Source organism: Leptospira noguchii serovar Panama str. CZ214 (genome assembly GCF_000306255.2).
Classification (GTDB): domain Bacteria; phylum Spirochaetota; class Leptospiria; order Leptospirales; family Leptospiraceae; genus Leptospira; species Leptospira noguchii.
Map to the genome: position 1 here is coordinate 40,007 of NZ_AKWY02000034.1, position 19,682 is coordinate 59,688.

The following is a 19,682-nucleotide window of genomic DNA, read 5'->3' on the forward strand; positions in this document are numbered from 1 at the left end:
CTGCGAATCTTTTTCTACAAATGTCGAATGGGTTTGAAACAAGTTACAACGGTAGAAAGATTTTACTTTTAAGAATTCTATAGCAAGAACTTTTTTATAAATTGCAACAAAACTCTGAATCGATTTAAGGAGAGTATTTCACGAACCGAAACTATAATTAGGAAAGTCATATATATTTACACTTAGTTTTGATAGAAAATTGATTGCAAAGTTGTAAAGTAATGATGACTCAAATAACGTGAAGTAGTTTATGTCCCTCACACGTTAGCCGATAAGTGATAACAATGACAGATATACAGATAGAATTTCCGGAGAAGTATCATTTTTCTACAGAGTTATCTATAAGAAAAACGGATCTTGCTTTGGATATTCACGTATCTTTTGCTTCCATTTTAGATTTAGTAATGGAGGCACATCTACAGTTCTTTCAGTATCTAGGGTTTTCAGTCACAGATATTTATGGAAAGAGTATCATCTTTGCGAACGCTAGGATTTTATATCAGGGAGAATTACTCTATAAAGATCAAGTTAAGATAGACGTAGTTTTAGATAATTTAGAGGAGAAATCTTTTGATCTTACCTTTCGTCTTTCTAAAGATCAAAGAAAAGAGAAAGTAGCGCTTATAAAAATTAGAGTTTTATTTTTCGATTATTCCGTCCGTAGAGTAGTGTCTGTTCCAGAAGGTTTTAGAAAAATTTTTACAGAAGAAAAAATACCAGTTTATACTTCTTCTCAGATTGAAATCATTCAGGAGACAAGTTCTGCTCGAAGTAGAAGTATTGATAAGCTGGAGGTTTTGCGTTTTGCACATGGTCTTACACTCAAACTATACAGGATTGGAAATAAAACTGAAGTAATCAAAAAACATACTTCTCTTTTGGAACATATTCGTTCTGTTTCTATCCTTTTACCGGTTCGAATTGCTGGAGCTTGGGGAAGTAGGATTCTTTCAGAAAAAATCAAAAACATTTTAAAAGCGAAAGTACATTTGGAAGAACTCAGATACCTTTTGATTTTATTGCAGGATCTAAAAATTGATTCGATTGAAAGTGAGTTATCTGATTTAGAAATGATAGACAAACATCTGAAAAAATATCTTGTCCGAGTTCGGAATGGAAAAACTAGAAAACTGAACTGAGGTCTATCCAAAATTTTAGAATCAATCATTTTTGAATTTTTGGGTTTCCCACAAAAGCTGTTGTATCGTATGATTATAGCATTCTAGTTTTCGTATGAATTCCCACATTGATATACAAAAAGAATTTTTAGATAAATTCATATTTCAATGTAGAATTCTAAACATTCTATTTTAGAGTTTTGAATAGGATCTTTTTTTAATATTTTTTACTCAAACTGTCTGTAGTTTGAGTCCTTAACGTAAGTTCGATGAGAGTCATGATTCATTTTTCATCAAAAAGTTAGGATTTGAACTTTACAGATCGATTCCTAAAATGTGGAAACTACTGCAAATCACGATTTCACAAACAAATTCTAAAATTGTAGGAGTGTATATTTTTAGAAAATTCTTTTTTATTTTCTTACGTAGAGCTCACATTCATATAACGAGATCGCTAAATTGTCGATTTCATTTAGAAATTGAATTCTGATTGAGAATTATAGAATGGATTTGGATCTGAAAGTTGGATTTGTGTAAAAAATTGCAAATCAGGATTTAATAGGATCGTAAATTTTGATTTTATAGAAATTTTTTAAAATGGATCCTATTAAGACTGAAGATTCGATTTATAAATATATCAATAAATTATAATATTTAAATATAAAATCTGGAGAATATTATGAAAGATAAGGTAGCCGTTGTGACCGGAGGAAGTACTGGAATTGGAAAAGCGGTTGTAAAGGAATTTGTCTCCAAAGGCGTTAAAGTTGTTTTTTGTGGTCGTAGATTGGAAGAGGGAAAAAAACTGGAATCCGAAGTGCGTGCTGTGGGCGGGGACGTATATTTCGTAGTTTGTGACGTAACCTCCGGAGAACAGGTAAAGAAGGTAGTGGATATTGCCTTGGAAAAATTTGGAAGATTGGATTTCGGAATTAACAACGCTGGAATTATGGGGCTCAATCATCCTTTACACGAATACCCGGAAGACGTTTGGGATCAAGTAGTGAACGTAAATCTTAAAGGAACTTGGTTATCGATGAAGTATCAAATTCCGGAAATGATCAAAATAGGAGGAGGGGTTGTGGTAAATGTTTCTTCTATATCTGGAATCAATGGAGTTGTTGGAATCAATCCCTATGCAGCCGCAAAACATGGTGTTGTAGGACTTACAAAAAGTGCTGCACTGGAATACGCGAAAAAAAATATTCGAGTTAATGCGATTTGTCCGGGAGCTGTAAAGACTGAAATTTTAGACGAACTTTTTCATCTTGCAAAAGATCCTGCAGAAGCGGAAAGGCAATTAGTTAAATTACATCCTATTCATAGGATCGCTTCTCCTGAAGAAATTTCTAAAACTGTACTTTGGCTTTGTAGTGAAGACTCTTCTTTTATCACTGGGACTGCGATTCCTGTGGATGGCGGATATTCTGCAAAATAAAAGTTGATAATAAAAAAACTGAAACCGTGGGAACTATCGCGTTTGTTAGAGCGGCTCCAGATGATGTATTGATAATAGCTATCAATTTAGTTCTATTTGAATTACCTAAGTGGGATTCACGTCAACCTGTAATATGATTGGAAATTTTATAGAAACGATTTGATTTAAGGAGCGTAATTTTTAGGTCTAAATCGTCCTAATTTGACTACAGTTTATTCAAAAAAAAGAATGTACTATAGATTTGTACTTGAAGTTCATGAATGACACATATTTATAATAGAATCTTAGAAAGTATTTCAGCTTTCAGTATTTCTCCATGATTGTTAATTATTTTGGAATTACGGAAAAAGGAAATTTTCGTTCCCACAACGAAGACTCGATGTATGTATCCGGTGAAATTATAGCTGGAACGGTTTCTGGATCTTTTTCTTCTTCGGGAATGAGAGAGGCACCTTTGATTCTTGCGCTTGCCGATGGAATGGGTGGACATATTTCCGGAGAAATTGCAAGCAGAATGACACTTGAAAAACTCGCTTGGACGGAAAGAGCGGTTCAACCTTTGGATGAATTGTCTCGCGCTGGTTGGCAGAGTTTATTCAGTATTATCAATCACGAAATCAATGATTATGCTAAGGAAACCGGAAAACTGGGAATGGGAGCCACGTTAGTCGGTATTTTGTTTGGAAAAAGAAAAGTTCTAGTTTTTAATATGGGAGATAGTAGGGCTTATCATTTTTCTTCTCAAGGAATTCAAAAGATTACAGTCGATCATTCTTTTGCGGGTCCAATCAAAGAAAATCAGATTTCCAGAAGTTACATCACTAGTTGTATCGGAGGAGGTACCACCGATCTTCAGATGGATCTTTTTGATATTACAAATTCTTTAAACGTAGGAGATCGTATTCTTCTTTGTACGGATGGATTAACGGACGTAATTAAGATAGACGATTTGGAGGAAATTTTAAAAAATTCTTCCAACGTAAAAGAAGCTTGTTACCATCTTTTAGAAGAAGCAAATCTAAGAATGACTAAGGATAATACTTCCGTGATCGTAATCGAGGTTAAAGAAAATGTACTTTCTAATTCCAGAACTTGGAAATTTACTCCAGGCGAAAAAAAACTGTAAGAGTAAAAAAGAAATTTCCATTTGGTGTTTTTTCAAAAGAGGAACGAAATGGAAAATCAGATTTTCTTAATATTTCCAAAAAGCCAAGCCCCGCTCCCTTACTAGATTTAGGTCTTTCTCCTTTTATCTTTTGTAGATACAATTCTTTTACCTCCGCTTCCGAAAGAGATAAAAAGTGATCCAATTTTTTTTCTAAAGTCGATGCGGTTTCTTCGCTAAGAAGATTTGCGGTCGAAAGTTTAAGTATATGATTTTTTTCTTTGACTAGAATTAAACCAATTCCATAACTTCCTTCTTTTTCCAAAGAGTAGTGGCTTACATTCTGGACCATTTCCACAAATACGTTTAGGATTTTGTTTTTCCCTTTTTGGTTTGTAATTCTATCTTTTAGAATTTCAGTAAGATTTCCTAAAATTTCGTGAGTTACCGCACCTTGATAATAGAGAACCGATTTTAATTTTTTTAAATAATCGTATTGTCTATACAGTTTGTCGAATTCCATTCTGGTTTCCTTAAAAAAGATCTGGTGCTGTAAGACTTACAAAGGAAGATTGACTTCCTATTGCAAAGGCCATCGAAATCGCATTTCTAAGTCGAACCTTTCTGGCACCGTCCGTGATATGATCATGATCGCATTCTGGGTCCACGTCTTTCAGATTGATCGTAGGACAGAGAATTTGTTTTTCGAGCATTAAGGCCGTTGCCGCAACGTTGATAATTCCTGCTGCTCCAAAGGTATGACCAAAAATTGGTTTGATAGAACCAAGAGGAGCCCATTTATTCCGAGCAAGCCCGTTGTATAAAATTTTGAGAGCCCTACTTTCTGCCATGTCGTTGTTGATCGTCGCGGTTCCATGTCCGCAGAAATAATCAATGTCTCCTAGATTGAGTCCGCTGATTTTTAGAAGTCGGTTTAAACCGTTTGCAGCCTTTTTACCGGTAAGATCCATTCTCATTGCGTGATCCGCTTCGTTGTAGCTAAAGGTTCCTAAAACTTCCGCATAAATTCTAGCACCTCTCGCGATGGCGTGATCCATTCTTTCCATACAAAGAACGGCGGCGCCTTCTCCTAAGATAAAACCGTCTCGATTTCGATCATAGGGTTTAATTGCGGATTTAGGATTATCTTTTTCGCAGGACATAACGGAACTTACCGGATCGGAATACATCATCATGAGAGGTTTGATCAAAGGAAATTCGTGACCTCCAGCATACATTACTTCCGCTCTTCCTTTTCGGATCGCCTGGTAACAAAGACTGATTGCGTGATGTCCTCCTACACAGGCGGCTGTGATTGTGGTTACAAAACCTTGTATGTTTGCATAAATTGCGGTAAGATTTGTAGGGTTGGAAGCCATAGAAGTAAGAACCGAATAACGATCAAAAACATTTGGATCTTTTTCTTCGTGATAAAGTTTCCAAGCGTGTTCCCACCAAGCGAGAGAGGCTCTAGAAGAAGAATCTATAAAACCTACCTTGGACGGATCGACGGAATCTTTTTCTAATTTAGCGTCTCTTCTTGCTTCTTCCATCGCGGACATAATCGCGAAAGTTTCTCTATTATAATGTTTTGAATATTTTTCGTCTAAATCGGGTAAGAACTTTTTCCAATTGAAGTCGTTCATTTCCGCCGCAACTTTTACGGGCATATCGTCGGTTGGAAATCTAGTAATCGTATCTATTTGGGAATTCCCTTCGGAAAGATTTTTCCAAAAAGTGTCCACAGAATACGTATTTGGAAGGATAACTCCTATTCCGGTAATAGCAACTCTTGAATTGTGATTGGTTTTTGGTTTGTCCATGCTCATCTGATTTTGCCGCTTGTCCTAAGAGTAATCAAAAACTTTGTATTTTAGAACGTTAGTTTTATGTTTTTTTGAAATCAATAGCGCATAACGCGTATTTGATTTTCCACTTCCCTTTAACAAAATCTTAATTTAATTACGGATTTACTTTTCATTCTTTTTATAAATCGTCCACCGAAAAAAAATATATCCGTATATTCTGTATTTTAAGAGAATCGATTTTTGCAAAAATTGAAAAAACGGTTCTCTTAAAATTCGAAATTTATAATAAGCCCCAAATTCTATTTTCGATTTGGTCTAGGAAATGATTTAAATATAACATTAGACGATATAAATCAAAGCAAAAAATGAGAAGGATCGTTTTTAGGTTATCATATCTGTTAAAAACAAGAATCCAAGAATATTCTAAAATTCGATTCTTTTTTAAAAAAACGTCTCTCTAGTAATTGAAATGTATAAAGTTCAAACAATTCATTTTAAGGAGTATAACAAAAAATGTTACAAAATAATGAACAAGATACTGAAGTGACTACGTTTTCAATTTAGAAACTTTGGAGTAGAGATTCTTGTTCAAGAAAAGAAAAAGTTTTGGTGTTTTTCTAAAAAATCATCTCTATAAAAACTGGAAAAGAATATTAGAATACTATATCGCTTTGGAACTATATATTATTATTTTCGGACGTTAGAGTAATAAATAGAGAATGAAATTTAGAAGATAAATGCTCAAAAAAATCGTAAGCGATGTAAATTTACTCGAGAACTATAATTCAAAATTTTGTCTCTAAACGTAGATAGGTCTTAAAATTTATGTACTCAATTATATAGAAATCAAGTAGTACGTATTTGTGTAAACTCTGAGTTAGTTGGAAATCTAAAGTTTATGAGTTTTGAACGTCTAAAATTAATTTAAAAACTTATTAATAGGTGAGAATGAATTCGTTTTTAGTTTACTGCGAGTTAAAACTTCTAGAAAATAAAAAACAGACTGGAAAGTAATAAAAATAGGTGATATTTTGTTAAATGAAAGGATTTATAGTGGAAAGTTTAGATTGTATATTATAATATTATTTATCTTTGCAATTTAAAACTTCACTTTGTATCATAGCAGAGTTTTCGAACGACTTCTAATAATTCTTCCGAGTTCCAAGGTTTTGGAATGATCATACAGGTTCCCACTTCTTTTTGAACCTTTTTAAAAATTCCTTCTTCGATATGTCCTGTTACTAAAATGGAAGGAATCTCTGGATATTTTTTATGTACTTGGATTAAAAACTCGTCTCCATTTGTAATTGGCATTAACCAATCGGAAACAATCAGTACTACCTTGGTTCCTTTCGAAACTAAATCGTCTATTACTTCTAAGGCTTCGGTGGCGTCTTGGGCCGTTTCAAAAATAAATTGGTGTCCGAGTTTATTTTTTAATTCTTGCACCAAAGAAATCAAAATGATCGGTTCGTCATCCACACAAAGAATCGCGTTCGGTTCGTTTTTTAAATTCAATTTGATCTCCAAGTTTGGTTTGAATTTTCAATACGTTTTTCGAAGAGAAAGAAATTGTACCAAAAGAAGTGTTCTATTCGTATTCTAAGGCGACTCATTTTTCAAAAAATACAAGCCGATTTTAGGTATTTCGCATTAATTTTTAGGGATGTTTATCGTTTACGTGGTTTTGTAAATTGTTTTAAATTACTACTTGTTTTGACATGATAGAAATACTCTAAATTTTAAGAAGAACCACATTTTAAAGGCTGAATTTTAGACACTTTATTCTATTGTTCTTTTTTTAATTACGTTAGTTGAAAAAAGTTATCTCGTAAAATGTTTATATTCAAGCGCTGCTTACCAAAGACCAACACGGATTTGATATAAAAGGAAATTAGAAAAAGCAATAATTAACAAAGTTCGATATCGAGAAAGTGAATTTTTTGTAAAATATTGTGGGTTCTTACATTTTCAGAATGGATTATAAAACCTAGATTTTGCAGTTTGTTGATGGCTGCAAAACGACGATTTTATGCAAAAATTGAATTGGACTACGGTATTCTTAGGTTTTATAGAGGGCTCTTTTAAGTTAACAAAGACAGTAATTTTTGATCGTTTCTAATTTTATGAATATTCATAATGTTTGTAGTTGTAATATGATCTTAAATGAGATTTCTTTTATGTTTTTAGAACAAACTCATTAGAATGAAAGTCCATTCAAAAATGGATAGATAGATATTCTTTCTTTTAAAACTTTTTTGAGACATCTTTTTATACTTTTTGAAATCAGTATTTCTGTAGTAGTCACGGTTAATTTCTCGTTTTAGATCTTTGGAAAATTCTTTTGAACTCTGAAGATTTAAAATCTCGAATCCAATCGATATACATAAGAGTTTTCTTAAGATTACAGTTCTTTTCGATTCTTCTTTGATCTATAGTAACAGAGAAAAAAGTCCGGGTAAATGAGAAATAAATTTTAAGTCACCTTCTCGAATTTTTTGAACGCCTCCAGGGTGACTTGAAAAATGATACTTTCTAATTTATCTTTTAGTTCTATTTTTTAGATCAAATAAATCTATTCTAAAATCGGAGATAGAGTCTTTTAGAATATTAACTTCTTGATTTGTTAAAACGAACTGATCTAAGAATTGAATTATTTAAATAACTCTTATGTTCGAATAGTAAATACACGTTAGTTTTGTTTCCAGATTTGAAACAATAGATCTGTTTGTTCTTGTTTGAGTTTTTCTGAAATAAAACTAGATTCTAGGTTTTCTAAATCTAATAATTTTTCTACTTCGAGTGGTAATCTGTTTTTAAAAAATATTGGCTGCTTCTTTTTTATTCTGAAAAATTTCTCGAATCAATCGTGTGGATTGTTGATTTCGGTTATGGTTATTATTTACTTTCTACTTCGATCACTTCCGATTCTTTCAAAGAAAATTCGGCCTTACCAAGACCTCTCTTTCTTCTGTCCACGATCCAGTAAAGATAAAGAACAATAGCAAAAACACTCTGAAGTATAAACTGTGTTAGATGGACCGTAGTCGCATAAAACAAACCTTCGGAAGCATTTCTATTCATCAAAACAAATGCAGAAGTTACCGAAGCGTGAAACACTCCTGCACCGGAGGGGGCGGATGGAACCATTACACCAACCGCGCCAGCAAACATAATGAGTACGATCCCGGCGTAATCCATCGGAATTCCGACTAGTCTAAGAAGAAGCGCATAACTGAAAGCATAACCAATCAACCAAGTAAGAGCAGTAAGGAAAGATGGAAAAATGAACTTTTTAAAAACTAAAAAATTTCCTAGATCTCGAATGTAATGAGCAAGTTTATCTAGAAACCAATCTTTTTTTCCAAAAAGACCCGCAATCCATGCAAGAACTTTTACGATCGTATCGTTTAAAAATCGAATTGCTATTAAACCTAAAAAAATTCCCACAATTATCAAAGAAGAAATAATAAAAAAAGAATTACTACTTTCGTCTTTGATTTCTAAGAACATCAAAGCACAAATACCTGCGGAGAATATAAAAGAAAAATCTAATACTTTTTCGATAAAAAGCGCTGTTACTAATGTAGGATATGGAAGAGAGGATTCTTTTTTACAAAAGTATAAACGAAAAATATCTCCTCCTCTTGCGGGAAGAAACATATTTGCACCCACTCCGATAAAGGAAGAAAGCAGAGCATAACGGAAACCTACTTGTTTTCCCATCAGTAGATACCATCTCCAAGAAAATAGAATGATCCCCCAAGCGGAAGAGATTATAAAAGGAATCAGATAGATAGGTTCCCAACGTTCCTGAATTTTATAAAATTCACTCAGATCCAGTTTAGAAAATAAAAAACCAAGTGCAAATACACTAACTAAGCTGCCAAATAAAATTCGTTTCAATGTTAAGTTCCTTTGTTTAACCCGGAGGCCAGTGTAATTGTCGTTCCGCTAAAAGATGAAAGTGAATGTGAAATACAGTTTGCCCCCCGTTTTTTCCTGTGTTATTGACAACTCTGTAACCGTTTTCCGCAAATCCAAGATTTTTGGCTACATCACGAATTTGTAATAAGATGTTTCCGAGTAGATTAGAATCTTCGTTTTCGATTTTAGAAAGAGAAGGAATGTGTTTTTTAGGAATAAAAACTATGTGAATCGGGGCTTGAGGAGAAATATCATAAAAAGCTAATGTCTCTTCGTTTTCAAAAACTATTTTGGAAGGAATTTCCTTACGGACAATTTTACAAAAGATACAATGGTGATCTGTCATTCTTGATTCTCCATACAAAGTGCAGCAGCGCCTAACGTTCCGGATACGTTTCCTCCGGGAAGGATTTGAGTATACGTTTTAAAAATCGGAAATATCAATTCCTGGATTCTATTTTGCAGAGAATTGCCGAATAAATCCCAGGATTTTACAAGTCCTCCCGTAAAAACGATTTTTTCCGGATTGATGGTATGAATTAGATTTCTGCAAAGTTGCGAAAGCGCTTCGATTCCTTCGTTTAACAAAATCAATGCGGTTTTGTCTCCTTTTCTACTTTTTTCAAAAAATTCCTCTGCGGAATTTAAAACTTCTCCTGTTTTTTCTTTATATCGATTTAAAAATCCACTGGCGCTAAAATAGGCTTCGGTGCAACCTCTTTGACCACAGCCACATAGGGAACCGTTTGGAAGATACGTAACGTGTCCCGCCTCCATTCCACTTCCTTTATAACCGTTAAAAAGTTTTCCTTGATATACCCAACCACCTCCTAGTCCAGTTCCCAAAGTAAGAATCACTAAACTAGGGGAACCTTTTCCTAAACCAAAATGGTATTCTCCCAAAGCGGCAAGGTTTGCGTCATTATTATAATATACTGGAATAGAAAACTTTTTCTTTAAATGAGAGACTAACGCAACATTTTTTAAAAGTGGAAGGTTTGCGGATTCAATCAAAATTCCATTTTCAGAATCGATCGGTCCTGGACTTCCTATGCCCACCGCTGTCAAAGAAGAATTTTTCAGTTCTAATACGATGTCAAAAATAGAATCTAGGAATTGTTTTTCGTTTGTTTCCGTTCCGGTTTTACGGAAAGAACTTTTCAATACGTTTCCGTTGGAATCGATAAGACTTGCTTTGATACTTCCGGCTCCAATATCAATTCCGAGATAAGATTTCATTTTACCACCCTGGTAAATTCTCCCTCTCTCATTTCATAGATTGTTTTTGCGTCAAAGGCTAAATTCATATCATGAGTTACTAATAGAATTGTAAGACCTCTGGAATTAAAATCGTAGAGAAGATTTCGGACTAGTTCGCTGTTTTCGGGATCTAAGTCTCCCGAAGGTTCGTCCGCAAGAAGAAGTTCCGGTTCGTTGATCAGTGATCTGGCGATTGCAGTCATCTGAATTTGACCACCGGAAAGTTTACTAGGATAACTTTTACGGATCGATTCTAGATGAAGACTACGAATTAAATATTCGCATTTTTCTAGATATTCTTTCTGACTGAATTTATTTACAAGTAGAGCTGGGAGTAAAATATTTTCTTCTACATCTAAGTGAGGAAGAAGTTCGGAAAATTGAAAGATAAGTCCTATGTTTTTTGCTCTAAAATTTCCAAGTTCGCCGTTACTCATATCGCTTACTTTGGTAGTATCAAAGTAAACCTCTCCCGAAGTACTAGAAAGCATTCCAGTAATCATAGAAAGAAGTGTAGTTTTTCCGGAACCAGAAGGACCTACAATGGCAACATAATCGGACTGATTCATATCGAAGGAAACTCCGTTAACCGCCTTCGATTTTCCGTATTCTCGAGAGAGGTTGTTGATGCGAAGAATCATTTTCCCCTCCGAATTGATCGATAAGGATCTAAAAATGTCAGAATCAATGAAAGAATGGATCCGATTCCAGAAATGAGAAAAATACAGATACAAAACGCTTTTCCATAATCGAATAAACTAGACCCTTCTGCCACCCAAGGTGGAAAAAATATGGTCGCAAGAATACCGATTAAAAATCCAGTTCCATGTAAGATCCAAAGTTCCGACACTAAAAGTCGAACCGTTCCGATTCGATTTCCTCCGACTGCCATCATAATTCCTGCGTCGGAGGTTCTGAGAAGGGTTCTTGTGATCGCCATAAAGACCAATCCAGAGGAACTGAGTAATAAAACCAACTGAGGATAATTCCGGAAGAGTTCGATACTAGAAGAGTTGGAAGGGGTTCTGTCCATTCTGAGCAGAAAGATTCCGAAAATTAGAAAAAAACAAAATAGGGAAGAAAATCCAATATGAAGAATACTGATTGTAATATCCCGTTTTACAATAGAATACGCGAATCTGAAATAGGTAAGTTTTCCCATTGGTTTTTATTTCTATCAAATGATTGGCTTTATCCTGAAATCGAATAATGCCCGGATTTATTTCCTGGATTTTATCCATTTACCAACCGGAACCTGAAAGAAAAACAAAAAAATGATCTTCATCATTCTTGTCGCCATTGGAATCATTCTGATTGTTGCGTCTGGATCGTTTCTGATTCAGACTAAAAAAGACTCTTATGAAAAGGCTCTGGCGCTTGCGGCGATGGGAAACTACGTGGATGCACGTGTGATCATTCGGGATATTTTAGATAATTCTCCTTCTAACGTAAGAGCTCACTACGTAATTGCCAAAATCTACGCAATGGAAGGGGATACGATCAACGAAGCCCGCCATTTAGAAAAAATCAAAAAGATCGGAAACTTCGAAAAAGGGATCAATCAAGTCTCTGTTTCCAACCGAATCGCTGATATTTACTATCAGCAAGATTTATTTGAAGAAGCACTATTTCACTATTTAGATACGATCTCGATCGATCCGGAAAATCCAGAAGCAAATGTTCGAATTGGATTTATGGCTTTGGGACAAAAAGAATTTATGATCGCGGATCGGTTCTTAAGTAAAATTTCGAACGAAAAAATCAAAATTCCTTCCCTTTTTATCGGAAAAGGTGTGGTTTCTGCAGTTCTTAGAAAAGGGAATCCGGTAGAATTTTTTGCAAAAGCGTATGATCTAGATCCAGCTTCTCCGGTTGGTGGTTTTTTATATGCCCTCAGTTTGACTCGAGACGGAAAATACGACGAGGCGATTCGGATTGCAAATTCAGTTGCGGATTCAATCGAAGACGACTACGTGCGTTATACGATTTTTCAGTTTTTAATGTGTTGTTTTATTCTTCAAAAGAATTTAGGAGAGGCTCTCAAACACGCAAGACTTTGTATGGAGATGGCGAGGACCAACGGTTGGAAACAAGAGATGATCGATTCAGACGTTTACTTTTCTCTTTTAGCGATAAAACTGGGGAAACTAGAAGAGGCCAGTGAATATCTCATTGAGGCTGAGTCAGAAAGAATAGACGACCCAAGAATTTTAGAACTCGCAAACTATAAATTTCAATTGGAGACTAAAAGAACTGATATAGGGAAGAACGGAAATTTTTCTTTAGACGATGAGATCGCTAGGGTTTTTGGAGAACTTTTTCCAGTGGAACGTTTTTATGAACTCTCCGGACTTAAGTCTTCTAAATCTTTTCATATCAAAGGAATTTTAGACGATCAAGGGAATAAGGTTCTTTCCGACGTTTCTAAAATTGGAATTGGAGTTCTGGATCATTATCGCCAATTGAAAGGTGTGGATTTCAAAAATCTTTGTGTTCGAATCGTGATGACTTTAAATTATACTGTCAGTAGAGAAGTTCCTAATAAGGAAGGAGAAGGTCTTAATCTTGCCGGTTTGAACAAGGCGGATAAGGAAACCCGTTCTTTATTTAAATTTCGTAAATGGAAGGACGCAAAGATTTCGGATATATTTTTAAGAGATACAATTGCTCAATTGAACGAATTGAGTTTGGATAAGGCGTTTATCGTTGGTGACGCTGAGTTTACAGAAGGAGCTAAAAGATTTCTTTCTGAAAATTCTTCTTTATTAAATATAATTAGTGGTAAGGACTTAGAAGAACTTCTGAAAAAGGCTCTTCGACAAGATGGGAAGGGCGCGTAGAATACTTGGATCAAACTTAACTAGTAGTTTCATTTTTGAATTTCATCTAAACAATTACAATTTGTAAAAATTTCTGTATGTTACAAATTGTAACTGTTACTACTTGGACGTATAAAAATAATACCGGAAAATAAATGAGCGATTTTACAAAGGGTTTTGTCCCAAAATTTCAAAGAAGTTTACTCAAGAATTCTTTAGAAATCTTTAATAAACTGCAGTAGTTCCCACAAAAATTAGATCGCACAATTTGCGAATTTTCGAGTAGTTCTAAAGTTGTTCAATTTTCGTAGTAGTTCTCACATTTTCAAAATGTATTCGTAAAATTGTGATTTGTGGTAGTTTCCACATCCAGTTCTTTACGGAAAATTCAGTTTTTATAAAATGGGTTTCTTATCAATTCAAGTTGAAATAGTAAAAGGACTTAGTTTTTTTCGAATGAATGTCAAATCCTTGTATAAAAAATAACTTGACATTTGTTTAGTTTTTTAGTCATGATTTGACTATGACAGAAAAAGATGATAATCGTTTAATACAGTTTCAGAAAAGCTTTAGAATTGATTCTTTGATAGAATCTGCGATTCATTTATCTGGAACTGGAAAGATTACAATCAATGAAGCACCTAAGCTTTTTGTTCAACCCCAAGAATCTTCTACTACTTTAAATGAAGATACTACTGCTTCTAATCGGCAAAACTTTCAGAATCGAAATAAAGATAAATAGGTTATTGAATAAAGTTTGAATCTTGATTCTATTTTAAAAATCACTTTAGCCGTAGCTTTCTTGTTACCCGGTTTTTTGGTTTTTAAACTTAAGAGTTTGGTAAAGGAATATATAGTTGAAGATAATTTTTCACTAACAATTTATTCCTTATTTTTTAGCTTATTAATTTTTTCTATTTGGTTACTCAGTAATGTATTTTGGGAAGTATTGTTTTTTAAAGATTACCATTTCATTTTAAATTTTAAAAAAGCTATTATAGCTGGAAATTTAGAGATCCTACTTCGTCCTAAAGTATGTATTTCTATTTCTTCTTATGTAGTTATATTTTTAATAGTTTATTACCTAAATTTTCTTTTTCATTGGCCTTCTTTCGGATACTTAACAATAACAAGGGTGATTGGTTTTAAAAAGAAAACAAATCGTCTTACGCCTTGGGAAGATCTATTACATCTTGCGCAAGGTAAGTGGGTTGCTATCGAAACAAATGCTAATAAAGTATACGTAGGACTGATTCATTATATAAGTCATCATCCATTTGATCGTCAGATTATCATTACGGGGACTTCGAGCGACACAATTCACATATACGAAAATAAAACAGAGATTATACATTCGCATCCACCAAAATACGTTTATTTGATGGGCTCAAGTATTACGGCAATTTCTGTTATAGATACAGGCTACCGTAGAAAACTAGATATATTAAAAATCGGATCGTGGATACGCCGTTTTTCTAAATTGAGACGTATTTATTTTTTCTTGATTCCTATTAAGAAATTTATATTCAAAAAAATGTATTTAATTTTACCAGTTTTATCCATTGTCCTTGCCTATTTTGCAATTAAAATTTCGTTATATATACCTACAATGTTCTTAAACCAAAATTTTAAATTCAACACACTAATTGTAGATACTGCGTATTTTATAATGATTTTATTATTTAGTCTTTTGCTTGTAAAATTGATAGAAAATTATAAAGACACATTGTTAACAATAGAATAGAGTTTTTGAAAAATGAATTCTCCATCAGTTTCATGGAAACGGTCGATTTAGGCGGTTTTGTTAATCTAAACTTTCAACGATTCTAATAAAAATGTAGGGACTCCTACAAAGTTCCAAATTCATCTGTAAAAATTCAGGACTCTTACTACTATCTAAGCGTAAATTCGATATAAAAAAATAAAAGAGAAGTAGTAGTTCCCACAGAAATCTAATATTGATGATTTTACAGTTTTTTAAACATTCATTTTTTCTGATTCAGTTCGCAGTAGTTCCCACGGATTTAGATTCATTTTGTTATTTTAAAATTTTTCGGCCATCAAAGTTTATATTTACAAATAAGCTAAGAATTTGAATGAGGATAGTTCAATTTTTTTTGTGAAAATATAAAACTTTATACAATTGGTTTCTTATATCAAATTCACATTATTTTAAATTTTACGGTATTGGTTTTCTATTCTCAGAAATTTAAATCCATAAAAACAAAAATTTTTCTTAGACTTTCAGATTGATTTTCAAAGACCAGATGCGTTTTTTGAAAACTTGGAAACCAGAATGAACTTTCTTATAAAACAAACCTTTCCTCCAAAAAAAAGTAGGATCTCCCACGTTTTACTTGGTCTGATTTTGATTTTTTACTGTAGTTCTGCATTGGAAAGAGAAACATTTCTTGCTGAAACGAACTTAAAAGCGCCGAAAATATGGGTCGGAAAAGTATTTCTGGCGGGTCATACAGTAGATCATAAAAAGGATACTTCTGAAATTCTACGTTTGATCCAAACTCTTGTAGAAGATACGGTTGCAAAAGATTATTCAAAACTTCCGGATCAGGTTTCTCCAAAAGAAGGGTTACTATTAGATCTAAAAGGGATTTGGACGCGAGAAGAAATCAAAAAGGAACTTTCTAAAAAAGAAAATTATTTCGAGACTTATTTTTTCGATCGGAAATTACTGCAAAAACAAAAGAACTCCGAAAACGTAAGAACGGTTCGGGATTTATTTTTACTTTCGGGAGGAATAGAAATAGAATTCTATTATGAAAGTATGACAGAATGCGAATTAAAATTTAGATTTAAAGAAAACACGGAATTGGAGAAAGAACTTATCAATCCATATTTTAAAAAAGTGCAGGGAAAATGGTATCTTCACAGAATGTTTTAACAGCTTTGGCCTTTGGTATTTTTCTTGGACTGAATCCGTTTTCTCAGATTGACTCGGAAGTAATCCCTCTTGAACTCCCATTCCAAACGGAAGAAGAAAGAAAAAAAAACGGATCCGGGACAGAAACAACTGCAGATCCAAATAAATCCCCAAATTTACAGGAACAAACACAGGTTGCGAATTCCAATCCGATTTCCTTTGCTGGGAAGATCGTAGATTGGGACGTAGAAAAATTAACCGAATACGCGGTCGCAAATAACCCGCTTTATCTCGCAGAAAAACAAAATATGGGAATCGAAAGAGGAAAAGTGATCACCGCTTCTCTTTATAAAAACCCGGTTATACAATATCAACAACAGTTTATAGGAACACCTGGAGGAGGATCTTCCGGACCGCAGATTTTAGGAACCAACGGATCTCAAGGAGGAAATACTGAAGTCGCTCCCGCTCTGTATCAGGATCTGGACGTATACGGAGTTGTTTCTCTCAGATCTAAGGTCGCTAAAAAATCATTTGAAGCTGTATTAGGAGAATTTGATAACTTTGATAGACTTTTTAGACTTAGACTCAGACAAAACTACTGGGCTTATTTATTTCTTACTAATTTAGTAGATTATAATAAAGAATTTTACGAAAATTACAGTGATCTTTTGGAATTGACTAAGTTTCGAGTCGAAAAAGGAGATATCTCTCCGCTTGAATATGAAAGGCTCGAATTGGAAAGAATCCAGGTGGAAAAATTTTATCGGGACGCTCTTGTTCGAAGACAATTTGTAGAAAAAGAACTTAGAATCCTTTCTGGAATCCGAGAGTCAGAAGGAATTTTCGCGTTTAAAACGGAAATGAGATTTAAATCTTTGGAAGATCTAGGGCTTAAGTTGAAGGATTCATCTACCGCATCTGTAAACCGTCCAGACATAGCTGCACTTGAAGAAAGGGTAAAAGAAAAAAAGTTAAACATAGATCTTCAAAGAAGAGAGGCGTTAGGTTATCTACAGGTAGGGGGGGAATGGAGAATCAAAGGCAATGAACACTATGCCGGAGTTTTTGCTACGATCCCACTTCCTTTAAACGATAGAGGACAGGGAAAAGTTCTTTCCGCAAAAGAAGAACATAGAAAGTTCGAACTTGCGCTCGAAGCCAAAAAAAGGGAAGTGAACGAAGAAATTGAAGCCTCTAAAAAAGAATTGCTGGCAAGGGAAGACCTTCTCGCAAAATACGAAAGAATCAATCTATTACAAAAAAATAAACAACTGGAACAAAAATCTAGGATTGCTTATGTAAGAGGAGCATCCGATCAGGTGACTTTCTTACAGGCTGAAAAAAATTATCTTACTGTATTAAGAGATTATTATGAAGTGTTGTATTTATATTACAACGCGGTTGAAATTTATAAGGCTGCAGTCGGAAAAAAAATGGAGAGGGACTAAAAAACTTCGGAGATTCTATGATCCAAATCATAAAAAGATATAAATCCATTCTGGTTCTTCTCGCGATTTTAAGTACGGGATATTTAGGATATAAAAAATTTTTCCCTAAAAGAATCGAAGAAAAGAAACAATCGGCTGTTGATAAAAATAGATTCACCGTATCCGAAGAGATATTAAAAAGACATCCTATCACGTTAGTCTCTCTTAAGGAGATTTCTGCGATTGACGAAGTAGCTCTTCCAGGAAGGATTTCTTATGACCCGGAAAGTATGGCCAGAGCAGGTTCTACTGTAGAAGCCAGAATCAAAAAAGTTTTAGTGAGAGAAGGGGATCGAGTTAGTCAAGGGTCTCCACTTGCAATTCTTTCTTCTGTAATGCTCGGAGAGGTGGAAGCTTCTTATGTAAAAGCAAGGGCTAGTCTTGAGGCTTTAAAATTACAAGCGGATCGTGCAAAAGAACTTTTTGATATGAAAGTAACTTCTGCAAAAGATTATGAATTTGCAAACATGCAATATAAAACTGCTAAAACCGAGGTGGAAACGACTCGAATCAAACTAGAAAACTATGGATTGACTCCCGCAGAAATCGCCGGAATTGAAAGAGGGGTTTACGTTTCTTCTAATCTAGTTTTAAGAAGTCCTATTAACGGAGAAGTTACAGAAAGAAAAGCGGTTCAAGGACAACAAGTGACTAGAAACGAAGACCTATTTACAATCGCCAATTTAACCAACCTGATGGTTTTATTAGAAGTTTATGAGAAAGATTTAGGTATGATTTCTGAAGGAGCAGAGGCGCAGATTTATCCGTTAGGAGATGAGAAATCTCTCGGAATTCGGGGAGAGGTCGCATATGTGGGAAGCGTTTTGGATAGTATCAAAAGAACCGCGAAACTTAGAATCATGGTTTCCAATCGAAACGGAAAACTAAAACCGGGACAATCCGTGACCGCAAAGGTAAAAGGAATGGTGGCCAATTCTGGTTCCGAACCAAGAAAGACGGTTCCTTTGGAAGCGGTTCATGAAATCGAAGGAAAGTCTTTTGTGTTTCTTCAGAACGAAGACGGAAGTTTTGAAGCTATCGAGGTAATTACGGGAGACACCGTAGGGGACGAAGTAGTTATCAAATCGGGTATCAAAGATGGGGCAGAGATTGTTTCTAAAGGATCTTTTATTCTTAAGAGTGAATATTTGAAATTGTGATTTTACTATTTTTGTGTTGACTTAGCATTTATTCACTACTAAGTTGTTTAGTATGAAAGACCTGACAGACAAACAACAGGCTGTTCTTGCATTTATCACAGCAATCATCAAAGAGCGCGGTTTTCCGCCTACAATTCGAGAAATTGGAGACGAGTTTGGAATTACGGCAAAGGGCGCCTACGATCATCTCAAAGCAATTGAGAAAAAAGGTTATCTCAAAACCGCAAAGAACCAATCCAGGGCTATAGAACTTATCCGCCAAAGTCCTATGGAATCGCTTCCAGTTCAGGCCACAAGTATTCCTGTCATTGGTCAAGTAGCGGCCGGACTTCCTATTTTTGCAGAAGAAAATATAGAATCGTACATTCCGGTTCCAGATGAGATTTCTAAAGGAAATGTTCCTATGTATGCACTTCGTGTTCAGGGAGATTCTATGATCGAAGCAGGGATCAATGATGGAGACATCGCAATTATAGAAAAAAGAGACATCGCTCGAAATGGAGAGATTGTAGTTGCACTGATCGAAGACGAGGCTACTTTGAAAGTATATTATAAAGAACAGGATCAGATTCGTTTAGAAGCTAGAAATTCAAAATACAAACCGATTAAAACTAAGAAAGCAACTGTCATGGGTAAGTTGGTCGGTTTATACCGAATTTACTGATTGACAGTGTGA

The 19,682-nt window shown here is 34.5% G+C and carries 19 protein-coding genes and 1 pseudogene; 10 read left to right on the forward strand and 10 right to left on the reverse strand.

The features are described 5' to 3' along the window. The first annotated feature begins 284 nt into the window (after positions 1-284). From LEP1GSC059_RS17525 to LEP1GSC059_RS17535, 3 genes are all read left to right on the forward strand, one after another. Positions 285-1,139, forward strand: a complete 855-nt coding sequence (locus tag LEP1GSC059_RS17525) for an acyl-CoA thioesterase (RefSeq protein ID WP_017214603.1) — start codon at positions 285-287, stop codon at positions 1,137-1,139. 658 nt (positions 1,140-1,797) lie between these two features. After that, positions 1,798-2,556 carry an SDR family NAD(P)-dependent oxidoreductase gene (locus LEP1GSC059_RS17530; RefSeq protein ID WP_002178615.1) on the forward strand — a complete coding sequence of 253 codons (759 nt, stop codon included), beginning with the start codon at positions 1,798-1,800 and terminating at the stop codon, positions 2,554-2,556. Positions 2,557-2,872: 316 nt separating this feature from the next. Beyond that, positions 2,873-3,682 carry a PP2C family protein-serine/threonine phosphatase gene (locus LEP1GSC059_RS17535; RefSeq protein ID WP_017214604.1) on the forward strand — a complete coding sequence of 270 codons (810 nt, stop codon included), beginning with the start codon at positions 2,873-2,875 and terminating at the stop codon, positions 3,680-3,682. Here the strand turns inward: LEP1GSC059_RS17535 and LEP1GSC059_RS17540 are convergent. From LEP1GSC059_RS17540 to LEP1GSC059_RS17575, 10 genes and pseudogenes are all read right to left on the reverse strand, one after another. Continuing rightward, entirely contained in the window at positions 3,657-4,184 is a 528-nt protein-coding gene (locus tag LEP1GSC059_RS17540) for a SiaB family protein kinase (RefSeq protein ID WP_002178662.1), read from the reverse strand. The genes LEP1GSC059_RS17535 and LEP1GSC059_RS17540 overlap by 26 nt on opposite strands. Before the next feature lie 10 nt (positions 4,185-4,194). Then, a complete protein-coding gene (locus LEP1GSC059_RS17545; protein WP_002178872.1) occupies positions 4,195-5,484 on the reverse strand; it encodes a beta-ketoacyl-[acyl-carrier-protein] synthase family protein in 1,290 nt (429 codons plus the stop codon). A 1,092-nt stretch (positions 5,485-6,576) separates the two neighbouring features. After that, positions 6,577-6,987 (reverse strand): response regulator, encoded by a 411-nt coding sequence (locus tag LEP1GSC059_RS17550; protein WP_020981267.1) that lies wholly within the window; start codon positions 6,985-6,987, stop codon positions 6,577-6,579. 718 nt (positions 6,988-7,705) lie between these two features. Beyond that, positions 7,706-8,026 (reverse strand): annotated as a pseudogene (locus LEP1GSC059_RS24915) (hypothetical protein); the annotation flags it as partial. Between the two features lie 135 nt (positions 8,027-8,161). Continuing rightward, entirely contained in the window at positions 8,162-8,314 is a 153-nt protein-coding gene (locus LEP1GSC059_RS24430; RefSeq protein WP_337587759.1) for an Rpn family recombination-promoting nuclease/putative transposase, read from the reverse strand. 53 nt (positions 8,315-8,367) lie between these two features. Beyond that, the gene (locus tag LEP1GSC059_RS17555; RefSeq protein ID WP_020981325.1) at positions 8,368-9,375 is read right to left on the reverse strand and encodes a lysylphosphatidylglycerol synthase transmembrane domain-containing protein; all 1,008 of its coding nucleotides are present in this window, start codon (positions 9,373-9,375) and stop codon (positions 8,368-8,370) included. Between the two features lie 16 nt (positions 9,376-9,391). Beyond that, the gene (locus tag LEP1GSC059_RS17560; RefSeq protein WP_002178785.1) at positions 9,392-9,742 is read right to left on the reverse strand and encodes a histidine triad nucleotide-binding protein; all 351 of its coding nucleotides are present in this window, start codon (positions 9,740-9,742) and stop codon (positions 9,392-9,394) included. Then, the gene (locus LEP1GSC059_RS17565; RefSeq protein WP_002178669.1) at positions 9,739-10,635 is read right to left on the reverse strand and encodes an ROK family protein; all 897 of its coding nucleotides are present in this window, start codon (positions 10,633-10,635) and stop codon (positions 9,739-9,741) included. The genes LEP1GSC059_RS17560 and LEP1GSC059_RS17565 overlap by 4 nt, the downstream gene beginning before the upstream one ends. Continuing rightward, positions 10,632-11,297, reverse strand: coding sequence for an ABC transporter ATP-binding protein (locus LEP1GSC059_RS17570; protein ID WP_002178574.1), 666 nt, complete (start codon positions 11,295-11,297; stop codon positions 10,632-10,634). Before LEP1GSC059_RS17570 ends, LEP1GSC059_RS17565 begins: the two co-directional genes overlap by 4 nt. Further along, positions 11,294-11,818, reverse strand: a complete 525-nt coding sequence (locus LEP1GSC059_RS17575; protein WP_004433101.1) for a hypothetical protein — start codon at positions 11,816-11,818, stop codon at positions 11,294-11,296. Before LEP1GSC059_RS17575 ends, LEP1GSC059_RS17570 begins: the two co-directional genes overlap by 4 nt. 112 nt (positions 11,819-11,930) lie before the next feature. On the opposite strand from LEP1GSC059_RS17575, the gene LEP1GSC059_RS17580 reads away from it, so the two are divergent. The 7 genes from LEP1GSC059_RS17580 (at position 11,931) to lexA (ending at position 19,670) form a co-directional block, all read left to right on the forward strand. After that, positions 11,931-13,496, forward strand: a complete 1,566-nt coding sequence (locus LEP1GSC059_RS17580; protein ID WP_017214606.1) for a restriction endonuclease — start codon at positions 11,931-11,933, stop codon at positions 13,494-13,496. Between the two features lie 502 nt (positions 13,497-13,998). After that, positions 13,999-14,217, forward strand: a complete 219-nt coding sequence (locus tag LEP1GSC059_RS17585) for a hypothetical protein (protein WP_051058637.1) — start codon at positions 13,999-14,001, stop codon at positions 14,215-14,217. 15 nt (positions 14,218-14,232) lie between these two features. Next, positions 14,233-15,219, forward strand: a complete 987-nt coding sequence (locus tag LEP1GSC059_RS17590) for a hypothetical protein (protein ID WP_017214608.1) — start codon at positions 14,233-14,235, stop codon at positions 15,217-15,219. Positions 15,220-15,771: 552 nt separating this feature from the next. Further along, positions 15,772-16,377 (forward strand): hypothetical protein, encoded by a 606-nt coding sequence (locus LEP1GSC059_RS17595; protein WP_002178547.1) that lies wholly within the window; start codon positions 15,772-15,774, stop codon positions 16,375-16,377. Next, the gene (locus tag LEP1GSC059_RS17600) at positions 16,353-17,807 is read left to right on the forward strand and encodes a TolC family protein (protein WP_017214611.1); all 1,455 of its coding nucleotides are present in this window, start codon (positions 16,353-16,355) and stop codon (positions 17,805-17,807) included. Before LEP1GSC059_RS17595 ends, LEP1GSC059_RS17600 begins: the two co-directional genes overlap by 25 nt. 17 nt (positions 17,808-17,824) lie before the next feature. Next, the gene (locus tag LEP1GSC059_RS17605; protein ID WP_002178736.1) at positions 17,825-19,006 is read left to right on the forward strand and encodes an efflux RND transporter periplasmic adaptor subunit; all 1,182 of its coding nucleotides are present in this window, start codon (positions 17,825-17,827) and stop codon (positions 19,004-19,006) included. A gap of 52 nt (positions 19,007-19,058) precedes the next feature. Next, on the forward strand, positions 19,059-19,670 hold the full coding sequence (gene lexA / locus LEP1GSC059_RS17610) for a transcriptional repressor LexA (protein WP_002178625.1): 612 nt from the start codon (positions 19,059-19,061) through the stop codon (positions 19,668-19,670). Positions 19,671-19,682 lie beyond the last annotated feature (12 nt).